Raw genomic sequence first — 22,973 nt, 5'->3', positions numbered from 1 at the left:
GTTTGTTCGAATCGAGAATCGCGTTAGAGAGGAGGCATGCAGGAGGTGCTCTTCACCGCGGCAGGCCATGCCGTCACCCTGGCCGAGGCCATTGCCGTCGGCGCGGGCCTTGCTGCCTTCATGGTCTTTCTGGTGGTGGTGGGCCTCTTCCGCCGGTCCCGCGCCGGCGCCCTGGCGGCGGAAGAGGAGGCGCTGCGCGCCGCGGCGCTGGACCGGCGCCTTGCCGATCTCGCCCGCATCCAGTTCGAGACCGCCGGCCGCGTGCAGGGGCTGGCGGAAGTGTTGTCCCAGCGGCAGAGCGAACTGGCCCGCGCAGTGGCCGAGCGCCTGGACGCCACCTCCCACCGCCTGGGCGAATCCATGTCCACCGCCGCCCGCGCCACCCACGAGAGCCTCACCCGCATCGCCGAGCGGCTGGTGATGGTGGAGGCGGCGGAGCGCAGCCTGTCGGATCTCTCCTCGCAGGTGATCTCGCTGCGCGAGACGCTGGCCAACAAGCAGGCCCGCGGCGCCTTCGGCCAGGCCCGCATGGAGGCCATCGTGGCGGACGGGCTGCCGCGCGGCAGCTTCGCCTTCCAGCACACCCTTTCCAACGGCCGGCGGCCGGATTGCGCCATCTTCCTGCCGGGGGACCCGCGCCCGCTGCTGGTGGATTCCAAGTTTCCCCTGGAATCGGTCACCGCCATGCGCGAGGCGCCCACCGCGGAAGCCCGCAAGGCCGCCGCCCAGCGCCTGCGCGGCGATCTCCTGAAGCACGTCAACGATGTGGCCGAGCGCTACCTGCTGCCGGGCGAGACGCAGGATGTGGCCCTCATCTTCGTGCCGTCCGAATCGGTCTATGCCGACATTGCCGAGCATTTCGACGCGGTGGTGCAGCAGGCCTACCGGCTGCGCGTGGTTCTGGTTTCGCCATCGTTGCTCATGCTGGCGGTGCAGGTGGTGCAGGCCATCGCCAAGGACGCCCGCATGCGGGCGGAGGCGGACCGGATGCGGGCCGAGGTGACGGCATTGGTGGGCGACGTGGCCCGCCTGCGCGAGCGGGTGGGGGAGCTCGCCCGGCATTTCTCCCAGGTGGGGGACGATGTGGGCCGGGTCCTCATCTCCGCCGACAAGATCGCGCGGCGGGGCCTGCGCCTCGAACAGCTGGATTTCGACGCGCCCCTCGAAACACCCCCGGCCGGCGCGCCCGCCGGAGAATGACGGGGAAGGGGCCTTGCGGTGGAGCAAAGAGCCTTGCGCGGCGCATCCGGCTGGCCGATCCTATAGGGCTACGACGATTCGCGCCCCGGTTGCGGCGCCCCGGAGACTGAACGAAAAAATGCCCGAACTGCCCGAGGTGGAGACCGTCCGCCGCGGTCTCATGCCCGTCCTGCAGGGGGCCGTGATCGAAAGCGCCGAGGCCCGCAGGCCCGACCTGCGCTGGCCACTGCCCGAGAATTTCGCCGAGCGCCTGGCCGGCCGGCGCATCGAGGCGGTGGGCCGCCGGGCCAAATACCTGCTTGCCGATCTCGACGGCGGCGAGGTGATGATTCTGCACCTCGGCATGTCCGGCTCCATCCGCATCGAGGGTGCGCAGGTGAAGGGGCGGCCGGGTCTGTTTCACCATGCCCGCAGCAATGGCGGGCCCCACGACCATGTGGTGCTTCACCTTGCCGGCGGCGCCACGGTGACCTTCAATGATCCGCGCCGCTTCGGCGCCATCCTCATCGTGCCCTACGACCGGCTGTTCTCCCATCCGCTGCTGGCGAGCCTGGGGCCCGAGCCGCTGGGCAACGCCTTCAACGCCGAATATCTGGCGCGCGCCTGCGCCCGGCGCCAGACCTCGCTGAAGGCGGCCCTGCTGGACCAGAAGCTGGTGGCCGGGCTGGGCAACATCTATGTGTGCGAGGCGCTTTTCCGCGCCCGCCTCTCGCCGCGCCGCCTCGCCCATACGCTGGCCACCCGCGCCGGCGGCCCCACCCGGCGCGCCGAGGTGCTGGTGACCGCCATCCGGGAGGTGCTGCGCGAGGCGATCCAGGCGGGCGGGTCCTCCCTGCGCGACCATCGGCAGGTGGATGGCGAGCTGGGCTATTTCCAGCATGCCTTCCGCGTCTACGACCGCGAGGGCCTCGCCTGCACCGCCCTGCGCTGCAAGGGCGTGATCCAGCGCATGGTGCAAGGCGGCCGCTCCACCTTCTTCTGCCCCGTCTGCCAGCGATAGGCCCGGCCCCGCGGTATCGGCGGGTGCGGGTGGCGAACCTCATGGGCGGCTTTCACCACCTCGCCTGTGCGCGCGAACCGGGTTAGAGCAGGGGTCGGCGCGCCCGTCCGCGGGCCGCGAAGGACGGCTCCGGCGTCACGCCGGACGACGAGGAGGAATGGGATGGCTTACGAGACGATCCTGGTGGAGCGGCACGAGCGGGTGGGGTTGATCCGGCTGAACCGGCCGCAGGCGCTCAATGCGCTGAACGCTCAGCTCATCGGCGAACTCAACGCCGTGCTCGATGAATTCGAGCACGACCGCTCCATCGGCTGCACGGTGGTGACCGGCTCGGAGAAGGCGTTTGCGGCCGGTGCCGACATCAAGGAAATGCAGGGCTTCACCTATCCGGGCACCTATCTGGATGATTTTATCACGTCGTGGGAGCGCATCTCGCGCGCGCGCAAGCCGGTGATCGCGGCAGTGGCCGGGTTTGCGCTGGGCGGCGGCTGCGAGCTGGCCATGATGTGCGACTTCATCCTTGCCGCCGACACGGCGCGGTTCGGCCAGCCCGAGATCAAGCTCGGCGTCATGCCCGGCGCCGGCGGCACCCAGCGCCTCACGCGTTTCGTCGGCAAGTCCAAGGCCATGGAAATGTGCCTCACCGGCCGCCTGATGGACGCCGCCGAGGCCGAGCGCGCCGGCCTCGTCTCCCGCGTGGTGCCGGCCGCCGATCTGGTGGCGGAGGCCCTCAAGGTGGCGAAGACCATCGCCGACATGTCGCTGGCGGTGGCCATGCAGACCAAGGAGGCGGTGAACCGCTCCTACGAGACCACTCTGGCCGAAGGCATCCGCTTCGAGCGCCGGGTGTTCCACGCCCAGTTCGCCCATGTGGACCAGAAGGAAGGCATGGCCGCCTTCGTGGAAAAGCGCCCGGCCCGTTTCGAGCGCTGAGGGCGCCGGCAAAAAACTTCGGTGTGCGGGGCTCGCAGCTGATTGACAGCCCCGCACACCCCCCTTATTTGTGCCGCTCCCGACGGCCACCAGCTGTCAGGGGCCCAGGTGGCGGAATTGGTAGACGCGCTGGTTTCAGGTACCAGTGGTGAAAGCCGTGGAGGTTCGAGTCCTCTCCTGGGCACCATTTACCCTTCCAGGTAAGTCCCAAAAGCTCCAAAAACCATTGCAAACGCTGAATTCTACGGTCCGACAGGCTCCGGGGGCGTCTGGGGGTATCCGTTGGCAGCCGGCAAATTTGGGGGTACTTTTGGGGGTATCGGAAACGTACCCCCACTGAGGGCGCCCCCCAATGCCCCTGACCGACACGGCCCTGCGGACCGCCAAGGCGGTTGACAAGCCCTATAAGATGGCGGACGGCGCCGGGCTGTATCTTCTGGTCAATCCTACCGGCTCGCGGCTGTGGCGGCTGAAATACCGCATAGAGGGGCGCGAGAAGCTCCTCGCCATCGGCTCCTATCCCGACGTGTCGCTGGCCAAGGCGCGCGAGCGCCGGGAAGAGGCCCGCAGGCTCATTGCCGCCGGGGCCGACCCGTCCGCCCTCAAGAAGCAGACGCGGGAGGAAGCCAAGGCGGCGCCTGGCAACACGTTCCGGGCGGTAGCCTGCGAGCATCTGGCCAAGCTCACACGCGAAGGGCTTGCGGATATCACGCTGGCAAAGCGGCGCTGGCTTCTGGATTTCGCATACCCCCATTTTGGCGACCTGGACATTGCCGCCGTCACCTCCGTCGCCGTGCTGGAAGCGCTCCGGGAGATCGAGGCCAAGGGGCATCACGAGACGGCGCGGCGCCTGCGCTCCGTGATCGGCTCGGTGTTTCGTTATGCCATCGCCACCGCGCGAATCGAGAACGACCCTACCTTCGCCCTGCGAGGTGCCCTGACGACACCCAAGGTCCGACACCGCGCGGCGGTCACGACCCCGGCGGAGCTGGGCAAGCTGTTGCGGGCGATCGACGGCTATCGTGGCCAGCCGGCGACGACCGCCGCGCTGCGACTCATGCCGCTGCTCTTCCCACGTCCGGGAGAATTGCGGGCCGCGCGGTGGTCCGAGTTCGACCTCGACAACGCGGTTTGGTCCATCCCCGCCGAGCGCATGAAGATGCGCCGCGCCCATCGGATACCCCTACCGCCGCAGGCCGTGGCCATCCTGCGGGACCTCTACGCCATCACGGCCGGCGAGGATTTCGCCTTCCCCTGCATCGGTGCCGCCAAGAAGCCGATTAGCGAAAATACCCTGAATGGCGCGCTGCGGCGCCTGGGCTTCGGCCCGGACGTTGCCACCGCCCACGGCTTCCGCGCCACCGCCACGACACTCCTCAATGAAAGCGGCCTGTGGAACCCGGACGCCATCGAGCGCCAGCTCTCCCATGCGGAGAACAATGAAGTCCGCCGGGCGTACCTGCGGGGCGAGCATTGGGAAGAGCGGGGGCGAATGATGGCGTGGTGGGCGGATTATCTCGATGCGCTGCGGGAGGCAGCGGACTGAACCGATCCGCCATGAGCTGATTGTTTCGGGCTGTGCACGATCTCTGCCGGACATCGTTGGACTTGCCGCGCGTTAGACGGAAACTATGCCAGCGAATCAACTGGCGGTACGGCTATGTCCGATTTGGAGCGTTGGCGCCTCGTAAAGCAGTTCACCATTTATCAGGCCGCTCTTCTGAGCCACGGCTACGATCCTGCGTCGGTGTATGGGATTGAATTTGAGCGGTGGCCTAGTCCGGTACGCCATGCAACGCTTCCGACGATAAATGCCCTAAAGCACGCTATATTTGATCGAATAATTCCCCTCATAAGAGAGGTGTATTGCGATTCATACGGTAATGACGTAGATTTATCAGAAAGCCTGATCTACAGTAAGCGGATACATCAGTGGTACTTTGAGCAAGATATCTACGATCTATTTTTCAGGATCAAACCTAAACCTGCTCATGAGGTTGATGATCCCCGCGGTCTGTTCTATGCGCCGAAGCTCGCCGCCGCGAATGCCGCTTGGCGGGCCGTTACGGCCGACCCCAAGCGCCTGCGGGGCAAGTCAGTGAAGCAGGCCTTGCAGGAGTGGCTTGAAGAGCACGCCGCCGAATACGGGCTTCTTCACAAGGGTAAGCCGAATGCCACCGGTATCGAGGATATCGCCAAGGTCGCAAACTGGCGGCCCAACGGCGGCGCTCCGGCTACGCCTGAGGATGCGCCAGAACCGTCCGGTGGGTTTGGTCAAACCAGCCCCTTGGTTCAGGAAAACCCCTACTCTGGTTCGTTCGGTTCCGACCTTGACGACGAGATACCTTTCTAGGTGACTTGGGGTATCCTGAACTTGTTTAATCGGCTGATCGGTCAACGTTTTTTCAAATTCGCCCGGCTATTTTACCGTCCACGGCGCGCCCATCCTTCCATCCATGTCCAAGCAGACACGGATGGAACCAATGACGTCGAACCGCCCCGAAGCCCGCCCCGCCCTGATCCGCCTGGAGGCGGTGAAGGTCCGCACCTGCCTGAGCCGCAGCACGATCTACGCCTATATGCGCGAGGGCCGGTTTCCCCAGCCGGTGGCCATTTCCGAGCGCTGCGTCGCCTGGATCGAGGCGGAAATTGATGGCTGGATCGCGGAACGCATCGCCCTTGCCCGCCGGGGCTGACGGCCATGCACCGCCCCGGAAAAGACCGCAGGCGTCGGCCCTCGCCGCAAAAGGTCAAGCAAGGCGTCTCTTATGAGGTGGCCGAGATCGCCAAGCTCTTCGGCATCCATCGCAACACCGTGCGGCGGTGGCTGAAAGAGGGGCTGGAGGCGATCGACCATCGGCGCCCCGTCCTGATCCACGGCTCCGCCCTGAAGGCGTACCTCACCAAGCGCCGGGCGCAGCGCCGGCAGACTTGCCGCCCCGGCGAGTTCTATTGCTTCCGCTGCCGGGCGCCGCGCGCCACCTGGGGAGCCATGGCGGATGTGTCGTTCCGCTCCGCCACGGTGGCGCGGCTGTCGGCCCTTTGCGCGTGCTGCGAGACGCCCATGCACCGGACCATCCGCCGCGCGGACCTTCCCGCCCTCGCCGCTTTGGTCGACCTGCGCACGGTGGCATCGGAACGAATGAATGAGCGTTCCGACCCCAGTGCAAATCGTGCCTTCGAGGAGGTGTGAGCCGATGGCCAGATTGAACCCGTCCAACGAACGCCTGAAGCGGGATTATATCCGCTATCTGAAGGAGGCCAAGGGCAAGAGCGAGGCGACGCTCGATGCCGTGCGCAAGGCCCTGGCGCGCTATGAGGCCTGTACGGCTGCGAAGGACTTCAAGACCTTCCGCCGCGAACAGGCCATCGGCTTCAAGGCGCGGCTTGCCGAGACCGAGGGCGTGCGCACCGGCGAGCCCCTGAGCGCGTCCACGCAGGCGACCACGCTCGCCGCCCTCAAGGAGTTCTTCACCTGGCTGGCTTGGCAGCCGGGTTTCAAATCCAAGATCCACATGGCGGATATCGAATATCTCGGCCCCTCGAATAAGGATGCGGCGCGGGCGAAGGCGCCCAAGCTGCGGGACCATCCGAGCGTCGAACAGGTGCGCGCCGCCATCGCGGCCATGCCCACCGAGACCGCCATTGACCGCCGCAACCGCGCCCTTGTCGCCTTCACCCTCCTCACCGGCATCCGCGACCGGGCGTTGGTGTCGCTCTCCCTCGGTAATGTGGATACGTCACGCATGCCGCCGGTGGTGCGGCAGGACCCGAACAGCGTCGAGACCAAGTTCGCCAAGGCCATCGTCACCTATTTCTTCCCGGTGGGCGACGACCTCGCCGCCATCGCCACCGACTGGATCGAGGAGTTGCGGCAAGTCCACCTGTTCGGCCCGACCGATCCTCTTTTCCCGCGCACCCGCATGGGGCTGGGCGAGGCCGGCGGCTTCGCGCCGGTGGGCATCGAGCGGGAGCATTGGAGCAATGCCTCGCCGGTGCGGGAGATTTTCCGCAAGGCGTTCGAGCGCGCGGGCCTGCCCTATTTCCCGCCCCACACGTTCCGCCACACCCTCGTCCATCTGGCGCAGACCCTCTGCCGTTCACCGGAGGAACTGAAGGCCTGGAGCCAGAACCTCGGCCACGAGAACATCGCCACCACGCTCACCTCCTACGGGCGAATCGACCCGCACCGGCAGGGGGAGGTGATCGGGCGGATGGGGCGGGAAGAGGAAAATGGCGGAGGCGATGCGCTGGCGCAGATCGGCGCAATCCTGGCGCGGCACCGAGGCTGCTCTCCCGCGTGATGCGATTTCTGCACGCCATGCTAGAAGCGAGCGCTACCGATCCTAATGATCGCGAAGCTCTCGCTGACTGCCTGCGCGACGGCACTTCTAGTCCGTTGGCCGTCTGCCCGCCGGTCGCGACCTAAGTGCATGGCGGAACTTGAACCAGATCGCCCATGACGGCCCGCCGCCGATGCCTTACTGGCACGCGCTAAACTGTCTGGGCTTGTACAGCTGGGCAAGGGCCGTCCGTACCAAGTGGCGGCCGATGCCGAACGCATTGAGGCAGCTCGGCGGGCGCTGCACCAGAAGTACAGCCTGCACCGCGAAGTCGCGGCACGGGACCACATGGGTGGTACGCTTGATTAATGCGGGCGCTTGGTGTGCATCACGGGGGAATGGGTATCCTAGTCCGTGGACTCTTAGTCCTCTTTTCCCGACCGTGCCGCCGTGGATCAGGCATCACTCAAAACCCTCGGGCAGCGTATCAGGGAGCGCCGAAAGTCCCTTGGCTGGACGCAGGAAACCCTTGCGGACACGGCCAAGATTGACCGTTCGTACATCGGCAGCGTGGAGCGCGGCGAACGCAATCTGACGTTCACAGTCCTTTGCCAGATTTGCGCGGCACTATCGTGCGACGTGGCGGCTTTGACCGCAGGCTTGCCGGAGCTGCCCCGATGAAGTGGCTCCGCACCCTCATCTTGTTCGAGAAGGGCAACGTCATAAATTCCGCCGATTGGGCGACAGTCCATGACAGCTATGTGCGCTCGATTGCAAGCGTGCATCACCCGCTAGGCAGCGGGGCACTGACCTTGCGGCGCAAGATGCGCCTGCCTAACGGGCAGTGGCAGCGAAATGGCGTCGGGTTTCTGCGTTCGCACTTTCTGCGGCACATGCAAGAAGTCGAAAAATGGGAAGCGGAAGGCGGCGTAGACTTGGGGCGTGATAGAGTGCAGCCGCCGATTAAGCTGTACCCTAGCCTTGAGGACTACCGTGAGTCGATAACGTCCGACTTCGGCGGCTTTGACTTCATCACGGCAGGCGCAGGCGGTTACCGCGTGGCGATTGAATGGGAAACGGGCAACATCTCATCCTCTCACCGGAGCATGAACAAACTGGCTATCGCCCTCGCCCATGGCATCTTACAAATCGGTGTCCTGATCCTGCCAAGCAGGCTGCTATACGAACACCTGACCGACCGCATCGGCAATATCGGTGAGTTGTCGGGCTATCTCGCCATGTGGGAAGGTTTGAAGGCCACCGTGGATACGGGCCTGCTGGCTATTACCGTAGTCGAACACGACCACCTGACCGATGATCCGGCATTGCCGTATCTCCCGATGGGGAATGACGGGCGCGCGAAGGAGGGCCGCGCTAAGATTTAGCGAACAGGTCCGGCATTGCCTTATCCTTGCAATGGCAAGCGGCGTTTTCCGCTATCCGGTAGTCCTTCGACAGCGGCTTGCCCCACTTGCGGCGCTTAGCGAGGTCCGCAGCCGTAAAGAGCGTGTTTTTGTTGGCCTGAATTTCCGCAAGGTGCTGCTTGTCGCCATCGAGGGCGTCAAAACGCTCGACGATGGACGAACAATCCAGCTCCGAGCCTATCCATTTGCGGCCTGTCAGTTCAGCGGCCACAAATGTCGTACCGGACCCACCGAATGGGTCCAACACTACGGAACCTTCGTTGCTTGCCATGGTCACAATGCGGTCCATGACCTTGAGCGACAATGCGTTCGCCGCGCGCTTTTTGTACTTCGCGTGCCGGACTGGCGGAATATCGGTCCACACATCGGACAGGTTCACGCCCAAGGGGTTCATTTTGTCCTTGTATCCGCCGTAGTCGCGCAATTCGCCGCCGCAATGGCGGCAGCAAGGGCACGGTACACGGTCAGGGTGGAAGATTGTGGGCTTCGGCCCCTTCACGAAATACAGCAGTGAGTAGTGCGACGGGTAGAGGCGGCTTTGGATCGGCAGCGAGTATTTGATGTCAACCGCTATCCAGTGCCGGAAAGTCAGGTGTTGCCCGAGATAGGCTCCTAGCGGCAGGTTCCACTTAGGGAGGTTCCAAAGGAACAGCGACCCGCCTTTTTTCAGCGTCCGCGCCATCTCCCAAAGCCACTCTTGGCACCATTCCAGATAGTCATGCGCGGCGCGCGCATCGTCTATCTTGGACGAGTATTCCTTGCCTAGATTGAAGGGCGGATCGGCAAAGGCCAAGTCCACGCTTTCGGCGGGAAGGCTGCGAAGCAGTTCGAGACAATCAGCCTCGTACAGCTTGCCGTGCGGTGTTTCCATAATGGGTATCATAGTCATCATCTCTACTGGAAGGCTGTAGCGCTGACAAGGCCCGGTGCGCCGCCTTTGAACCGTTGTTGTGGATGACGGGGAGGCCGTGGCCGACATAGCCATGGCCGGATTGCCTTGCGGCATCATATTGCGGCACGGGCCGACGCATGGAAGCGCCTGCTTCCTGCTACCCATGCGCTACCCGAACCGTTTTTCAGTGGTCCTGTCTTCGTGCTAAATGATTGAAGAGGTTGATTGCGGGAGCTGGCTTTAACCAACGACCTTCAGGTTATGAGCCTGAAGAGTGAGCAAGCTTAACTGCGCGATGGAGCAGCATGCTGCTGGAGGTGAACAAATGGCTGCGGCGAAGAATGGGGGTATATTTGGGGGTATCAAAATTTTCGTCACATAAATAATCTATCATAATCAAATATTTAAATCATTCATTCGTTGCCTCTCCTGGCACCATTACCCCTTCCGGGTAAGTCCAAAAAGCTCCAAAAACCCTTGCAGATGCTCAATTCTCCGGTCCGACAGGTTCCGGGGATGTCTGGCGGCATCCGTTGGCAGCCGGCAAGTTTGGGGGTATTGGGGGGATATCGGAAACGTGCCCCCACTGAGCGCGACCTCCAACGCCTTTGACCAACACGGCCATCCGCGCGGCGAAGGCCGGCGACAAGCCCTATAAGCTGGCGGACGGTGGCGGTTTCTATCTCCTGGTGAACCCGACCGGCTCCCGCCTCTGGCGGTTGAAGTACCGCATCGAGGGCAAGGAGAAGCTCCTCGCCATAGGCCCCTATCCCGAGGTGTCGCTCGCCAAGGCGCGGGAGCGGCGCGACGACGCCAAGAAGGCGATCATAGACGGCGCCGACCCCTCGGCCCTCAAGAAGCAGTCACGGGAGGAGGCGAAGGCGGCACCGGCCAACATCTTCCGCGCGGTGGCCGAGGAGCACCTCGCCAAGCTCGCCCGCGAGGGGCTTGCCGACATCACGCTGTCGAAGCGGCGTTGGCTCCTCGGTTTCGCATACCCCCATTTCGGCGACCGGGATATCGGTGTCGTCACTTCGGCCGACGTGCTGGTGGCCCTTCGGGAGATCGAGGCCAAGGGCCACCATGAGACGGCGCGGCGGATGCGCTCCGTCATCGGCTCGGTCTTCCGCTATGCTATTGCCACCGCCCGCATCGAGAACGACCCCACCTTCGCCCTGCGCGGCGCCCTGACCACGCCGAAAGACCATCGACGGATATCGCGGCCAGCCGGCGACGCGCGCGGCGCTGCCACGACCCCGTCGCCCTCCGGCTTGACCGGAGGGCCTGTCGCGCGTCCGGGTCCGGCGCGGGGCGGCGGCATGGACCCTCCGGTCAAGCCGGAGGGCGACGGCGGGCGCAAGGTCGCGCTGTGGCGAGGGCCGCGCCGCAGGATGGCGCCCGCGCCGGCATGCGGCCAGTTTCGCCCAGGCCCCTCAGGCCAGAGCCGCCAGCTCCGCCGCGATGAAGCTGCACAGGCTGGCCCCGCCTTCGGCCGGCGATCCCACATTCTCGATCAGGAGGTCCGGCGCCACGTCCACGTCGGGGGTGCGCGACAGGCGTTCGGCGATGTCGTCGGCGCGCTCGCGCCCGCGCGCGGCCAGCCGCTGCGCCCGCACCGCCACCGGCGCCGTCACCTGCACCACACGGACGCGGGCGAAGCGCTCGCGCGCCTCGGGCAGGGTGGCGCGCGAGCCGTTGGCCACCACCACGCCACCGGCGGCGATCTTTTCTCCCACCTCCGGCCCCAGCGCATAGGACAGGCCGTGCGCCCGCCAGGCGAGGGCGAAGCAGCCCTGCACCCGCAGCGCCTCGAAGGCATCCGCGTCCAGCGTGCCGTGGGCCTCCCCCGCTCCCGCGGGGCGGGTGACGATGCGGCGGGCGAACAGTACCCGCCCGTCAGTGCCGAAACGGGCGCGGGCGATGTCGAGCAGGGTGTCCTTGCCCGCCCCCGAGGGGCCGACCACCAGCAGCAGGGTTCCCGGCCCGCGCCGCGCCATGCTCATTTCCCCCGCCATGCTCATGCCACCCGCTGCCCCTGGCGCCACACTGCGCGCGCCACCGGCAGCACCCCGGCGAGGCCGACGCGCACCAGGTCCGCCCGCTTGCCCGGCGCGATCTCGCCGCGATCGGCGAGCCCCGCCACCTCGGCCGGGGTCTTGGACACCATGCGCACCGCCGCCGGCAGGGGAATGGAGGGCACCCGGCGGTTGAGGTCGAAGGCCGACCACAAGAGGCTGGAGGGCACATAGTCCGACGACAGGATGTCCAGCAGCCCGGCCCGGGCCAGCGCCTCGGCGGAGGCGTTGCCGGTGTGGGAGCCGCCGCGCACCAGGTTCGGCGCACCCATGAGCACGCGGATGCCCGCGGCGTGGGAGAGCTGCGCCGCCTCGTGCGTCGTGGGAAACTCGGCGATGGCCACCCCGTCGCCGATGGCCTCGGCCACATGTTCGGGGGTGCCGTCGTCATGGCTCGCCACCACGCAGCCGCGGGCGTGGGCCAGCGCCACCAGCCCGGCCCGGTTGTCCCGCGCGTAGCGGGCGTGGAAATCGAGCCGCGCGGCCACGATCACGTCCATCTCCTCGGCCGTTATGCCGCTCTTCTTCATGTAATAGGAGCGGAACTGCTCCACGCTCGCAAACTGCCGCTGGCCCGGCGTGTGGTCCATGAGCGAGATCAGGTGTACGTCGCAGCTGTCGAGGATGGCGGCGGCGTCGGCCACCACCGTGTCGGTGGGCACCTCGCAGCGCAGGTGCACCTTGTGGTCGGCGCGCAGCGCGCCAGCGGCGCGGGCTTCATCCAGGGCGCGCAGCAGCAGCGGGGCGTCGCCATCCATGCCCACCGCCTTCCTGTCGGGCCATACCCGCAGGCTGTCGAACACGGTGGTGATGCCCGCGGTGGCGATCTGCGCATCATGGGCGAGCACGGCGGCCAGGGGGTTCCAGCGCACCTTGGGGCGGGGGGCGAGGTGGCCTTCCACATGGTCGGTGTGCAGTTCCACCAGGCCGGGCAGCAGGAAGTCGCCCTCCAGGTCCTGCGCCCCGGCGGGCACCGCCCCGGTGCCGATGGCGGCGATGCTGCCCCCGCGCAGGGTCACATGGCCGGAAACGATCTCGTCCGCGAGCACGAGGCGGGCATTGGCGAGCACCTGTTCGGTCATTTTTCGGGTCCTGCGGGTTCAGGCGGAAAAGCGGGCCACGTCCACCACCCGGTCGGCCACCGCCGCACGGGTCTCGGCGTCGTGGAAGATGCCGAGCAGGCCGCAGCCGGCGGCCTTCTTCTCGCGGATGAGGTCGATGACCACCGCCCGGTTGGCGGCGTCCAGCGATGCGGTGGGCTCGTCCAGCAGCAGCAGCGTCTGGGCGCCGATGAAGCCGCGCGCCACGTTCACGCGCTGCTGCTCGCCGCCGGAGAAGGTGGCGGGGGCAAGGCCCCACAGGCGTTCCGGCAGGTTGAGGCGGGCCAGAAGCGCGCCGGCCCGCGCGGCCGCCTCCGGTGCCGGCACGCCTTCCGCCCGCAGCGGCGCCGCCACCACGTCGAGGGTGCTCACCCGCGGGATGACGCGCAGGAACTGGCTGACATAGCCGATGCGGCTGCGCCGCAGGGCCAGCATCCGCCGCGGCGCGATGCCGGCCACCTCCACCATGGCGCCGGCATCGGCCACCCGCACCGCGCCGGTGTCGATGCGGTAATTGCCGAACACCATCTTGAGGATGGAGCTTTTGCCCGCCCCCGAAGGCCCGCCCAGGGCCACGCATTCGCCGGCGCCCACCGCGAACGACACGCCCGACACCACCGGCAGGCGGGCGCCGCCCTGCAGGTGCAGGGTGAAGCTCTTGCCGAGGTCTTCCACGACGAGGAGCGGGGCGGGGGAAGGCGGCAGGGCGGCCGGGCCGCGGGCGTGCGGGATCATCATGCGGCGAGCACCGAGGAGACGAGGAGCTGGGTGTAGGGCTCGCGCGGGTCGTCCAGCACCTGGTCGGTGAGGCCGTGCTCGATCACCCGGCCGGATTTCATCACCATGATGCGGTGGGAGAGCAGGCGCGCCACCGCCAGGTCGTGGGTGACGATGACCACCGCGAGGCCGAATTCCTCCACCAATTGGCGGATGAGGTCCAGAAGCCGCGCCTGCACCGACACGTCGAGGCCGCTCGTGGGCTCGTCCATGAAGACGAGGCGCGGGCGGGTGACGAGGTTGCGGGCGATCTGCAGGCGCTGGCGCATGCCGCCGGAGAAGGTGCGCGGGTCGTCGTCCATGCGCTCGGTGGCGATCTCCACCCGGGCGAGCCAGTCGGCGGCCTCCTGGCGGATGTTGCCGTAATGGCGCCAGCCCACCGCCATGAGCCGTTCGCCCACATTGCCGCCGGCCGAAACCGCCATGCGCAGCCCCTGTTCCGCATGCTGGCGCACGAAGCCCCAGTCGGTGCGCAGCAGCAGGCGGCGCTCGGCCTCGGACAGGTGCGCGAGGTCGCGCATCTCGCCGTCGCGCATGCGGTAGGCGACGCGCCCGGCACTGGGGGACAGCTCGGTGGACAGGAGGCCCAGCAGGGTGGACTTGCCCGAGCCGCTCTCGCCCACGATGGCGAGCACCTCGCCTTCATGCAGGGTGAGGTCCACGTCGCGGCAGCCGAGGCGGGCGCCGTAATATCGGGTGAGGCCTTCGGCCATGAGGAGGGGGGCGTCGGGGCTCATGAGGGGGCTCCGGTGTCCACCACGGTCGAACCTTCTCCCGCTTGCGGGGGAGGGCAGGGAGGGGGCGGGGTCTCTCCGGCGAGGACGGTGCTGGGGGTGGGCGTGGTGCCCCCTCCCCAACCCTCCCCCGCAGGCGGGAGAGGGGGCGCGGTGGTGCTCGCCCCATAAGGCGCGCTCATGGTGCCCATGTGCCCCTCGTCCTGCCGGGTGGCGCAGAAATCGGTGTCGGAGCACACGAACATCCGCCCGCCCCTGTCGTCGAGGATCACCTCGTCGAGATAGACCCCCTCGGCGCCGCACAAGGCGCAGGGCGTGCTGAAGGATTGCACGGCGAACGGGTGGTCCTCGAAATCCAGCGACACCACCCGCGTGTGCGGCGGGATGGCATAGATGCGCTTCTCGCGCCCGGCGCCGAACAATTGCAGGGCCGGGCTGTCGTTCATCTTGGGATTGTCGAATTTGGGGATGGGGGAGGGGTCCATCACGTAGCGGCCCTCCACCTTCACCGGATAGGCATAAGTTGTGGCGATGTGGCCGTGGCGGGCGATGTCCTCATAGAGCTTCACCTGCATCAGGCCGTAGTCGGCAAGGCCGTGCAGGCGGCGCGTCTCGGTCTCGCGCGGTTCCAGGAAGCGCAGGGGCTCGGGGATGGGCACCTGGTAGACGATGACCTGCCCGGCCTTCAGGGGCGCCTCCGGGATGCGGTGGCGGGTCTGGATGATGCTGGCATCCTGGGTGCGGGTGGTGGTGGCCACCCCCGCCGTGGTCTGGAAGAAGGAGCGGATGGCCACCGCATTGGTGGTGTCGTCCGAGCCCTGGTCGATCACCTTCAATACGTCGCCGGCGCCGAGGATGGCCGCCGTCACCTGCACCCCGCCGGTGCCCCAGCCATAGGGCATGGGCATTTCGCGCGAGGCGAAGGGCACCTGGTAGCCGGGAATGGCAATGGCCTTGAGGATGGCCCGGCGGATCATCCTTTTGGTCTGCTCGTCGAGATAGGCGAAATTGTAGGTGATGGCGGGCATGCCGGCGGGGCGGGTGGCGGCGGTCATTCTGCGGCCTCCTTGCGCGGCGCGGCATCCCCGGGCGCCGCGTCATCGGTCCCATCGGCGGGCCCGGCGTGCGGCGCGCGATCTTCCTGTTCCGCGCGCATGCGGCGGATGAGGTCCAGTTCGGCCTGGAAATCCACGTAATGGGGCAGCTTCAGGTGCTCCACGAAGCCGGTGGCCTGCACGTTGTCGCAATGGGAGAGGACGAATTCCTCGTCCTGCGCCGGGGCGCTCTTTTCCTCGCCCAGCTCCTTGAAGCGCAGCGCGCGGTCCACCAGCGCCATGGACATGGCCTTGCGCTCGCACTGGCCGAACACGAGGCCGTAGCCGCGGGTGAATTGCGGGGGCTGGGTGGCCGAGCCCTTGAACTGGTTCACGCTCTGGCACTCGGTGACGGCGATGTCGCCCAGTGGCACGGCAAAGCCCAGCTCCTCCACGAACAGGCTCACCTCCACCTCGCCGAAGCGGATCTCGCCCACGAAGGGGTGGGTGCGGGCATAGCCGCGCTGGGTGGAATAGCCGAGCGACAAGAGGAAGCCCTCGTCGCCCCGCGCCAGCGCCTGCAGGCGCAGGGGGCGGTCGGCGGGAAAGGCCAGGGGCTCGCGGGTAAGGTCGCGCGGCGGCGCGCCGTCATCGGCGGGGGAGGGCTCCACGAGGCCTTCCCCGCCCAGAAGGTCGGTGACGCGGGGCATGAGTGTGGTGGGAGCAGGCGCGGTGCCGGAAGACGAGGCGCCGAACCCTCTCCCGCTTGCGGGGGAGGGCAGGGAGGGGGCCTCATCCTCGCCGTTGGAACCGGTCTGCCGGGTTGGAGCGCTGCCCCCTCCCCAGCCCTCCCCCGCAAGCGGGAGAGGGGGCGCGCCGGTGGGAGAGGGGGCATCCCCCGCCCGCGTCGCCAGCGCCTCGTCCATCAGCCGGTGGGTGTAATCGAAGGTGGGGCCCAGCACCTGCCCGCCGGGCAGGTCCTTGAAGGTGGCGGAGATGCGCCGGCGGATGCGCATGGCGCCGGTGTCCACCGGTTGCGAGGCGCCGAAGCGCGGCAGGGTGGTGCGGAAGGCGCGGGCGAGGAAGATGGCCTCGATGAGGTCGCCCCGCGCCTGCTTGATGGCCAGCGCCGCCAGCTCGGGGTCGAACAGCGAGCCCTCCGCCATCACCCGGTCTACGGCCAGAGAGAGCTGGCCGGTGATCTGGTCGAGGCCGATTTCCGGCACGGTGGGGTCGCCGCGCCGCCGCCGGGCCAGGAGATCGTGGGCGTTGCGGATGGCCTGTTCGCCGCCTTTCACCGCCACATACATGGTTCAGCCCTCCCGGGAGCCGGGTTCGAGGGGGCGCACGCTGCGCGGCAGGCCCGCCACGGCCCCCGGCGCGCACAGGATGAGGTCCACCCCCAGCGGAAAGACCGCGCGATTGGCGCGCAGCCGCGCGGCGAAATCCCCGGGCAGGGGCGCGGCGCCGAAGCCGCGGGTGCCGGCGATGCCCGGCCCTTCCAGCAGCAGGGGCGCGTCGGAAAGGGTTTCCACCGCCGCGATCACGGTGGCGGAACGGTCGGGAAAGTCCGGCTCGCCCTGGGGGAACAGGGCCAGGTCCGGCAGGTGTGCTGCATCGGCCACCAGGGCGAAGCGGGCGCCGGCGGGCTCGCTCACCAGCGGGGCGCCGGTGTGGAAGCGCAGGAAGAGCGCCACCTCCGGCACCGCCGCCAGCGGCGCATCGAGGAAGACGGGGGTCTCATAGTCGAACAGGGCGAGGGCGGCGGCGGCCAGCTCCGGCGAAAGGGGCGGCGGCGGGGCGAGGCGGGTGGCCAGCGCCACCGGCCGGCCGGGCTGGGCCATGGCCCACATGAGCGCGGAAAAGGTGGCTTGGGCGTCGTGCACCGGATCGGCGAAGCCGGCGGCGGGGGCGACCGGCGCGGGAGCTGTGGCGGACATTCAATCCTCCCCGCGGGTGAGGGTGAAGAAGTTCACCCGCGTGGCCTCGGCTTCCGCGGCGGCGGCCGCGGCCTCGGCGGCAAGGCGGCGGCGGACCGGCCCCATGGCGTCGTCCACGGCGAGGCGCAGGGCCTCGTCCTGCCACAGGGCGTCGAGAATGGCGGCGGCTTCGGCCTTCCGGGGGTCGCGGCCCAGCAGGTAGGAGACGCCCGTATGGCCGCCCTCCACATGCATGGCCGCCCGCGTCACGGTGGTTTCGCCGAGGTTGAAGGGGGCGCCGTCGCCCCCCGTGCGGCCCTGCACCATCACCAGGCCGATTTCGGCGGGGCGCAGCCTGCGCAGGCGCGGCAGGGGCGAAAAGCGCTCCACCGCCGCCTCCAGCTCGGCGCGGGTGGCGCGGGCGAACAGGGCCATGAGGGCCTGGCGCGCCTGCGTGGGGGCCGCGGCATCGGGCGCGGGAAAGGGCGGTGCCGCGTCCGGGGAGGCCGGCGGGGGGGGGCGGTTCGGGCTCATGAGGGTCTCGGAAGCTGGCACCCGCAGGACAGGCGCGCGGAATCGCGCACGCAGACCGGCAACACGACTGGACACGATTTGTATAATAATCTATACAAATGTGCAAGGCGGTCACGCCAAGGAGAAGCAAAAATGTCGGGAACGACCCGCAGTGTCCCCGCGAAGGGTCACAGCCCGATGACGGAAGGCGACCCGGCGGACGCCGCCGCGCGCGATGGCGCCGACGCCGGCTCCGACGCGGTTTCGCGGGGCAGCGGCGTCACCCTGTGGCGGCAGATCGCCGAGAAGCTGACGGGGCAGATCCACTCCGGCGTGCTGAAGCCGGGGGCGCGCCTGCCGGTGGAGGCGGAACTGGCCGAGACCTTCGGCGTCAACCGCCACACCCTGCGCCGGGCGCTGGCGCATCTGTCCGAGCACGGGCTCATCGAGGCCACCGCCGGCCGCGGCACCTTCGTGAAGGAGGCGCCCCTGCGCTATCCCATCGGGGTGCGCACCCGCTTTTCCGAAATCGTCTCGGCCGGCGGGCGCGAGCCGTTCGGCCGGGTGCTCGGCTCCTCGGTGGAGCCGGCCTGCCCGGAGGTCGCCCGCGAGCTGGCCCTGCCCGAGGGCACGCCGGTGCTGCGCATCGAAAGCGCCCACGAGGCGGACGGGGTGCCCATCTCCTTCGGCACCGCCTGGTTTCCCGAAGCCCGCTGCCGCGACCTGGATCTCGTCTATGCCGCCACCGGATCGCTGACGCGGGCGCTGGCGACCCTCGGCATCGAGGATTTCCGCCGCCGCGAGACGCGCCTCACCGCCCGCCCCGCCACCGCGCGGGAAATGGAGGTGCTCTCCCTCGCCCCCGGCCGCGCCGTCCTGGTGCTGGAGCGCCTGGACGTGGAGCCGAATGGAACGCCCCTGCAGTGGGGCCGCTCCTCCTTCGCCGCCGACCGGGTGCAGCTGGTGTTCAAGCCCTGAGGTGCACCGGCGGACGGTTGGGCTGAAACAGCGCCGCAAACCCGGGAAGCGAGGATCGCGCGTCATCGCCGGGTCCTCTGCCGAGGCGCCCGGCCGGGCGCGAGGGCGAGCTCCGGCCGACCCCCGCGGCCGCGCTCAGGCGCCGCGCCGGCTCACGGCTCCATCCGCGCCTTGCCGATGATGGCGAAGCGCAGGCGCGAGGAGATGAAGTCGATCACCGCCACCATCACCAGCATCATCAGGATGAGGAAGGACACCTTCTGCCATTCCAGCACGCGGATCTGCTCCGCCAGGTGCAGGCCGAGGCCGCCGGCGCCGACGATGCCGACGATGGTGGACTGGCGGGCATTGGATTCGAAGTAATAGAGCAGCTGGCTCGCCAGCACCGGCAGCACCTGCGGCAGCATGCCGAAGCGCACCGCCTCCACCGGTGAGCCGCCGGTGGAGGTGATGCCCTCCACGGGCTTGCGGTCCAGGGCTTCCACCGCCTCGGAGAACAGCTTGCCCAGCTCGCCCACGCTGGAGGTGGCGATGGCGAGGATGCCGGCGAACGGGCCGAGGCCCACCACCGTCACATAGATCAGTGCCCAGATCAGCTTGTCGATGCCGCGCACGGTGTCGAGGAAGCGGCGCACGGCGAAATGGCCGAAGATGTTGGGAATGACGTTCTTGGCGGCGAGGAAGCCGAACGGGAAGGCCACCAGGGCGCCCAGAAGCGTGCCGAGGAAGGCGATGGCCAGCGTCTCGCCCAGGGCGTGCATGTAGAGCGGAAGCTGGGTGCCGGGGTTGGGCGGCATCATCAGCGTCACGAAATAGGCGAGCTGGGCAATGCCGGTGCCGATGCGGTCCAGGCTGAAGTCGAGGCGCCAGAAGCCGAAGGCGGCCAGCGCCGCCAGCACGGCGATGAGCAGCGCGGTGCGCATGCGGCTCGCCGGCGAGGGGCGCATGGCATCGGGGAAGGCGGCGCCCAGGCGGGCGCGCTCCTGCGCGGAGAGGGCGAAGCGGGCGCGGCTCATCGCCGGCCGTCCCAGCCGATGAGGGCGTGGCGCACGCGCTCGGTCACGAGGTCGATGATCATGACGGTGGCTATGATGAGCAGGAGGATGGCCGAGACGTCGGAATAATAGAATTTGCGGATGGCCTCCACGAGGTCCTGGCCGATGCCGCCGGCGCCGACGAAGCCCATGATGGAGGCCTCGCGCACATTGATTTCGAACCGCAGCAGGCCGTAGGAGGCGAAGTTGGAGAGCACCTGCGGCACCACGGCGAAGCGCACCATCTGTGTCCAGGAGGCGCCGGATGCGGTGGCGCCCTCCACTGGGTTCATGTCGATATTCTCCACCACCTCGGCGAACAGCTTGCCCAGGGAGCCCATGGTGTGGATGGCCAGCGCCAGCACCCCGGGCATGGCCCCGAGGCCGAAGGCCACGACGAACAGCAGGGCGAACACCAGTTCCGGCACGGTGCGGCAGAATTCCAGGAAGCGCCGGGCGGCCAGCCGGATGAGGGGGCTCTTCACCAGATTGGCGCTGGCGAGGAAGCACAGGAGGAAGGCGCCGATCCCGCCCAGGAGGGTGCCCAGATAGGCGATGAGCAGGGTGTCCAGCAGCAGCTTCAGCCAGCCGTCGAGGTTCCAGAACCATTCGGCAAGGTCGGTGCCGAGGGTGGCCCAGTGCAGGCTGGGCAGGATGTTCCAGAAATAAGTGGTGAGCCGGCCCGAATTGGCGAACAGGACCGAGAGCTTCACCTCCCCCATCCAGCCGGCGAGCACGGTGCAGGCGAGGATGACGGCGATGACGATGAAGGTGTGCCGGCGCCGCGCCCGGACCGCCGCCTCGTAGCGGGCGACCATCGGAGCGAGCTGCTCGTCGGGCAGGAGGGTGATGGCGTGGGGCACGGGGCGGGCCTCTGGGGTGCGGCGGCGGAATTTGGCGCGGGGGCAGCCACCCCCCGCCGTCTTGCGCCGGCCGGACCGGGGCATCCATCGCCCGGCCGGGCGCGGCGCCCGGTCGGACCATGAGCCCTGCGGTCAGGCCGGAGGGCGACGCGGGATGAGGCGGCAAAGCCGCGTCACGGCCGCGGGCGGCGGATCACTTCTTCTTGCGCAGCTCGTCCACGAAGGTGATGAGCTGGACGATGGGCGTGTAGGCCTCGTTGTCCACGGGCTGCCACACCTGCTGCTTGCCTTCATAGATCTTGTCGAAGGCGGCCTTGTCGTTCTTCTCGATGGAGAAGAAGGCCTCGCGGATCTGCGCCTTCAGGTCCTTCGGCAGGCTGTCGAGATAGGCCAGCGGCGAGTTCACGATGAGCTCGGACTTGTAGATGATGCGGAAGTCCGAATACTTGGCCATCCCCTTGCGGTCCATGCGCATGAGGTTGGATTCCTGCTCGTCGTTCCACCAGTTGAAGGCGGCGTCGCAGGTGCCCTGCTGCACGGCGATGACCGCATTCTCGTGCGAGCCGGCATAGACCACCTTGCCGAAGAATTCGTCGGGCTTGAGGCCCATCTTGTTCATGGCGAAGCGCGGCACGTTATTGCCGGAGGTGGAATTGGGGTCCACCAGGCAGAGGTTCTTGCCCTTGAGGTCCTCGATGGACTTGTACGGGCTGTCGGCCTTCACATAGAGCACCGAGTGATAGCCCTTGGTGCCGTCGAGGTTCACCTCGATGGCGAAGGCCTCGATGGGCACGCCGGTCTTGAGCGCGCGGGCGAAGGAGGCAGGGCCGTAGTAGGCGATCTGGATGTTGCCGGCGCGCTGGCCCTCGATCACCGCCGCATAGTCGTTGGCGATGCGCAGGGTCACCTTCGTGCCGAGCTGCTTTGACAGATATTCGGTAAGAGGCGTGTAGCGTTCGACCACGCCCGAGGCGTTCTCGGCCGGGACGACCGCGAACACCAGCTCCGGATACTTGGCCTTCCAGTCCTGCGCGGCGGCGGCGCCGGCAGAGACGGCGAGCGCGGCGGCGGCCGCGATCAGGGTACGGCGGTTCAGCATGTCTCGGCTCCTGTCGGACAATTGAATTCTGGGTACGCGGATGAAGCGGAAGCGGCCGGCCGCGCGGCCGGGGTGGGGCGTCTTCAGGCCAGCGCCGCGCCGGGAATGGCGACGCCCTGGGGTTCGGCTGCCGCGGGAAGGTCCATCACCTCGCCGGCCTCCAGGCCGTAGAGGTCGTGGGCTACCGCGTCGGTGAGGGCGGCGGGGGCGCCGTCGAACACCACCCGGCCCTGCGCCATGCCCACCAGTCGGTCGCAATAGCCCCGGGCGAGGTCGAGGGAGTGCAGGTTGCACAGCACGGTGATGCCGAAGTGCCGGTTGATGCGCAAAAGCGCGTCCATCACGATCTTGGTGTTGCGCGGGTCCAGGGAGGCGATGGGCTCGTCCGCCAGGATCAGGGCCGGCTCCTGGGTCAGCGCACGGGCGATGGCGACGCGCTGCTGCTGGCCGCCGGAGAGGCTGTCCGCCCGCTGGGCGGCGAGCGCGGCGATGTCGAACTGGTCCAGGGCGGAGAGCGCGATGGCGCGGTCCTCGACGCTCCAGGTCTTGGACAGGGCGCGCCAGAGCGGCACGGCGGCCAGGCGCCCCATCAGCACGTTGGTGAGAACGTCGAGGCGGCCCACGAGGTTGAACTGCTGGAAGATCATGGCTGCCTCTGCGCGCCATTCGCGCAGGGCCCGGCCCTTCAGGGCGGTCACGTCGCGGCCGTTGTAGAGGATGCGGCCGGCGGAAGGGTCCTGCAGGCGGTTGATCATGCGCAGCAGTGTGGACTTGCCGGCACCCGAGCGACCGATGACGCCGATGAAGGCGCCCTGGCCGATTTCCAGATCGACGTGGGAGACAGCCTCCTTGTCGCCGAAGCGGCGGGTGAGGCCTTCGATTACCAGCATCGGGTCGCTCCATTGGCGTACCGCAAGCCGATAATGGCCTCCCGCAACACGCGTGTGACGCTTGCGCGACCCTTCCCTGTCGCGGTTGTGGCGAGGAAAAACGAAGCGGTCGTCAGAAAAGCGTCACCTGCCCGGCCGGCCGATTGTGACAGGCGGCGCCGCCCGCGTCGGGCCCTGAAACGCGGGACGCCGGGAAGGTTCCCCTTCCCGGCGCCGCGGATCGAC

Annotated in this window: 23 protein-coding genes, 1 tRNA gene and 2 pseudogenes; 13 read left to right on the top strand and 13 right to left on the bottom strand. The window is 68.0% G+C overall.

Translation table 11 applies throughout. The features are described 5' to 3' along the window. Positions 1 to 36 precede the first annotated feature (36 nt). From ACI7BZ_RS01745 to ACI7BZ_RS01695, 11 genes are all read left to right on the top strand, one after another. Positions 37 to 1,200 carry a DNA recombination protein RmuC gene (locus ACI7BZ_RS01745; protein WP_414115486.1) on the top strand — a complete coding sequence of 388 codons (1,164 nt, stop codon included), beginning with the start codon at positions 37 to 39 and terminating at the stop codon, positions 1,198 to 1,200. Between the two features lie 118 nt (positions 1,201 to 1,318). After that, positions 1,319 to 2,200, top strand: coding sequence for a bifunctional DNA-formamidopyrimidine glycosylase/DNA-(apurinic or apyrimidinic site) lyase (gene mutM / locus ACI7BZ_RS01740; protein ID WP_414115485.1), 882 nt, complete (start codon positions 1,319 to 1,321; stop codon positions 2,198 to 2,200). Between the two features lie 162 nt (positions 2,201 to 2,362). Further along, positions 2,363 to 3,133, top strand: a complete 771-nt coding sequence (locus ACI7BZ_RS01735) for an enoyl-CoA hydratase (protein WP_414115484.1) — start codon at positions 2,363 to 2,365, stop codon at positions 3,131 to 3,133. A 102-nt stretch (positions 3,134 to 3,235) separates the two neighbouring features. Then, positions 3,236 to 3,320 (top strand) — tRNA-Leu (locus ACI7BZ_RS01730). Between the two features lie 165 nt (positions 3,321 to 3,485). Then, the gene (locus ACI7BZ_RS01725; RefSeq protein WP_414115483.1) at positions 3,486 to 4,679 is read left to right on the top strand and encodes a tyrosine-type recombinase/integrase; all 1,194 of its coding nucleotides are present in this window, start codon (positions 3,486 to 3,488) and stop codon (positions 4,677 to 4,679) included. Positions 4,680 to 4,793: 114 nt separating this feature from the next. Beyond that, complete coding sequence (locus tag ACI7BZ_RS01720) at positions 4,794 to 5,486, top strand: single stranded DNA-binding domain-containing protein (protein WP_414115482.1); 693 nt, start codon at positions 4,794 to 4,796, stop codon at positions 5,484 to 5,486. Between the two features lie 130 nt (positions 5,487 to 5,616). Continuing rightward, on the top strand, positions 5,617 to 5,829 hold the full coding sequence (locus ACI7BZ_RS01715; RefSeq protein ID WP_414115481.1) for a helix-turn-helix transcriptional regulator: 213 nt from the start codon (positions 5,617 to 5,619) through the stop codon (positions 5,827 to 5,829). Between the two features lie 77 nt (positions 5,830 to 5,906). Continuing rightward, the gene (locus ACI7BZ_RS01710) at positions 5,907 to 6,326 is read left to right on the top strand and encodes a helix-turn-helix domain-containing protein (RefSeq protein WP_414115480.1); all 420 of its coding nucleotides are present in this window, start codon (positions 5,907 to 5,909) and stop codon (positions 6,324 to 6,326) included. 4 nt (positions 6,327 to 6,330) lie between these two features. Continuing rightward, entirely contained in the window at positions 6,331 to 7,437 is a 1,107-nt protein-coding gene (locus ACI7BZ_RS01705; RefSeq protein WP_414115479.1) for a tyrosine-type recombinase/integrase, read from the top strand. 429 nt (positions 7,438 to 7,866) lie between these two features. Further along, on the top strand, positions 7,867 to 8,097 hold the full coding sequence (locus tag ACI7BZ_RS01700) for a helix-turn-helix domain-containing protein (protein WP_414115478.1): 231 nt from the start codon (positions 7,867 to 7,869) through the stop codon (positions 8,095 to 8,097). Beyond that, the gene (locus tag ACI7BZ_RS01695) at positions 8,094 to 8,801 is read left to right on the top strand and encodes a PDDEXK family nuclease (protein WP_414115477.1); all 708 of its coding nucleotides are present in this window, start codon (positions 8,094 to 8,096) and stop codon (positions 8,799 to 8,801) included. Before ACI7BZ_RS01700 ends, ACI7BZ_RS01695 begins: the two co-directional genes overlap by 4 nt. Here ACI7BZ_RS01695 and ACI7BZ_RS01690 read toward each other — a convergent pair. Further along, positions 8,791 to 9,711 carry a DNA-methyltransferase gene (locus ACI7BZ_RS01690; protein ID WP_414115476.1) on the bottom strand — a complete coding sequence of 307 codons (921 nt, stop codon included), beginning with the start codon at positions 9,709 to 9,711 and terminating at the stop codon, positions 8,791 to 8,793. The two genes, ACI7BZ_RS01695 and ACI7BZ_RS01690, sit on opposite strands and share 11 nt — an antisense overlap. 629 nt (positions 9,712 to 10,340) lie before the next feature. On the opposite strand from ACI7BZ_RS01690, the pseudogene ACI7BZ_RS01685 reads away from it, so the two are divergent. Beyond that, positions 10,341 to 10,907, top strand: a pseudogene (locus tag ACI7BZ_RS01685) (tyrosine-type recombinase/integrase); the annotation flags it as partial. Positions 10,908 to 11,165: 258 nt separating this feature from the next. On the opposite strand, the gene phnN reads toward ACI7BZ_RS01685, so the two are convergent. The 8 genes and pseudogenes from phnN to phnG all read right to left on the bottom strand — a co-directional run bounded on the left by phnN (position 11,166) and on the right by phnG (position 17,905). Next, on the bottom strand, positions 11,166 to 11,729 hold the full coding sequence (phnN, locus tag ACI7BZ_RS01680; protein WP_414115475.1) for a phosphonate metabolism protein/1,5-bisphosphokinase (PRPP-forming) PhnN: 564 nt from the start codon (positions 11,727 to 11,729) through the stop codon (positions 11,166 to 11,168). Positions 11,730 to 11,749: 20 nt separating this feature from the next. Then, positions 11,750 to 12,889, bottom strand: a complete 1,140-nt coding sequence (locus tag ACI7BZ_RS01675) for an alpha-D-ribose 1-methylphosphonate 5-triphosphate diphosphatase (protein WP_414115474.1) — start codon at positions 12,887 to 12,889, stop codon at positions 11,750 to 11,752. Between the two features lie 18 nt (positions 12,890 to 12,907). Continuing rightward, positions 12,908 to 13,645 (bottom strand): phosphonate C-P lyase system protein PhnL, encoded by a 738-nt coding sequence (gene phnL / locus ACI7BZ_RS01670; RefSeq protein ID WP_414115473.1) that lies wholly within the window; start codon positions 13,643 to 13,645, stop codon positions 12,908 to 12,910. Beyond that, positions 13,642 to 14,421 (bottom strand): phosphonate C-P lyase system protein PhnK, encoded by a 780-nt coding sequence (gene phnK, locus ACI7BZ_RS01665; RefSeq protein WP_414115472.1) that lies wholly within the window; start codon positions 14,419 to 14,421, stop codon positions 13,642 to 13,644. Before phnK ends, phnL begins: the two co-directional genes overlap by 4 nt. A 173-nt stretch (positions 14,422 to 14,594) precedes the next feature. Next, a pseudogene (locus ACI7BZ_RS01660) lies at positions 14,595 to 15,446 on the bottom strand (alpha-D-ribose 1-methylphosphonate 5-phosphate C-P-lyase PhnJ); the annotation flags it as partial. 23 nt (positions 15,447 to 15,469) lie between these two features. Further along, complete coding sequence (locus tag ACI7BZ_RS01655; protein ID WP_414115471.1) at positions 15,470 to 16,762, bottom strand: carbon-phosphorus lyase complex subunit; 1,293 nt, start codon at positions 16,760 to 16,762, stop codon at positions 15,470 to 15,472. A gap of 3 nt (positions 16,763 to 16,765) precedes the next feature. Next, on the bottom strand, positions 16,766 to 17,392 hold the full coding sequence (gene phnH / locus ACI7BZ_RS01650; RefSeq protein WP_414115470.1) for a phosphonate C-P lyase system protein PhnH: 627 nt from the start codon (positions 17,390 to 17,392) through the stop codon (positions 16,766 to 16,768). Then, complete coding sequence (gene phnG / locus ACI7BZ_RS01645; protein WP_414115469.1) at positions 17,393 to 17,905, bottom strand: phosphonate C-P lyase system protein PhnG; 513 nt, start codon at positions 17,903 to 17,905, stop codon at positions 17,393 to 17,395. Between the two features lie 132 nt (positions 17,906 to 18,037). Here phnG and phnF point away from each other — a divergent pair, with 132 nt between their 5' ends. Beyond that, complete coding sequence (gene phnF, locus ACI7BZ_RS01640) at positions 18,038 to 18,862, top strand: phosphonate metabolism transcriptional regulator PhnF (RefSeq protein WP_414115468.1); 825 nt, start codon at positions 18,038 to 18,040, stop codon at positions 18,860 to 18,862. Between the two features lie 152 nt (positions 18,863 to 19,014). Here phnF and phnE (ACI7BZ_RS01635) read toward each other — a convergent pair whose 3' ends face one another. The 4 genes from phnE (ACI7BZ_RS01635) to phnC form a co-directional block, all read right to left on the bottom strand. Then, the gene (phnE, locus tag ACI7BZ_RS01635) at positions 19,015 to 19,878 is read right to left on the bottom strand and encodes a phosphonate ABC transporter, permease protein PhnE (RefSeq protein ID WP_414115467.1); all 864 of its coding nucleotides are present in this window, start codon (positions 19,876 to 19,878) and stop codon (positions 19,015 to 19,017) included. Continuing rightward, entirely contained in the window at positions 19,875 to 20,759 is an 885-nt protein-coding gene (gene phnE, locus ACI7BZ_RS01630) for a phosphonate ABC transporter, permease protein PhnE (RefSeq protein WP_414115466.1), read from the bottom strand. Before phnE (ACI7BZ_RS01630) ends, phnE (ACI7BZ_RS01635) begins: the two co-directional genes overlap by 4 nt. Positions 20,760 to 20,952: 193 nt before the next feature. Then, positions 20,953 to 21,858, bottom strand: a complete 906-nt coding sequence (gene phnD, locus ACI7BZ_RS01625; protein ID WP_414115465.1) for a phosphonate ABC transporter substrate-binding protein — start codon at positions 21,856 to 21,858, stop codon at positions 20,953 to 20,955. 83 nt (positions 21,859 to 21,941) lie between these two features. Next, on the bottom strand, positions 21,942 to 22,748 hold the full coding sequence (gene phnC / locus ACI7BZ_RS01620) for a phosphonate ABC transporter ATP-binding protein (RefSeq protein WP_414115464.1): 807 nt from the start codon (positions 22,746 to 22,748) through the stop codon (positions 21,942 to 21,944). Positions 22,749 to 22,973 lie beyond the last annotated feature (225 nt).

The organism is Xanthobacter sp. AM11 (assembly GCF_047444035.1).
Classification (GTDB): Bacteria; Pseudomonadota; Alphaproteobacteria; order Rhizobiales; family Xanthobacteraceae; genus Xanthobacter.
Note: the sequence above shows the minus strand (reverse complement) of the source record. Positions and strands in the feature narration are given on the sequence as shown.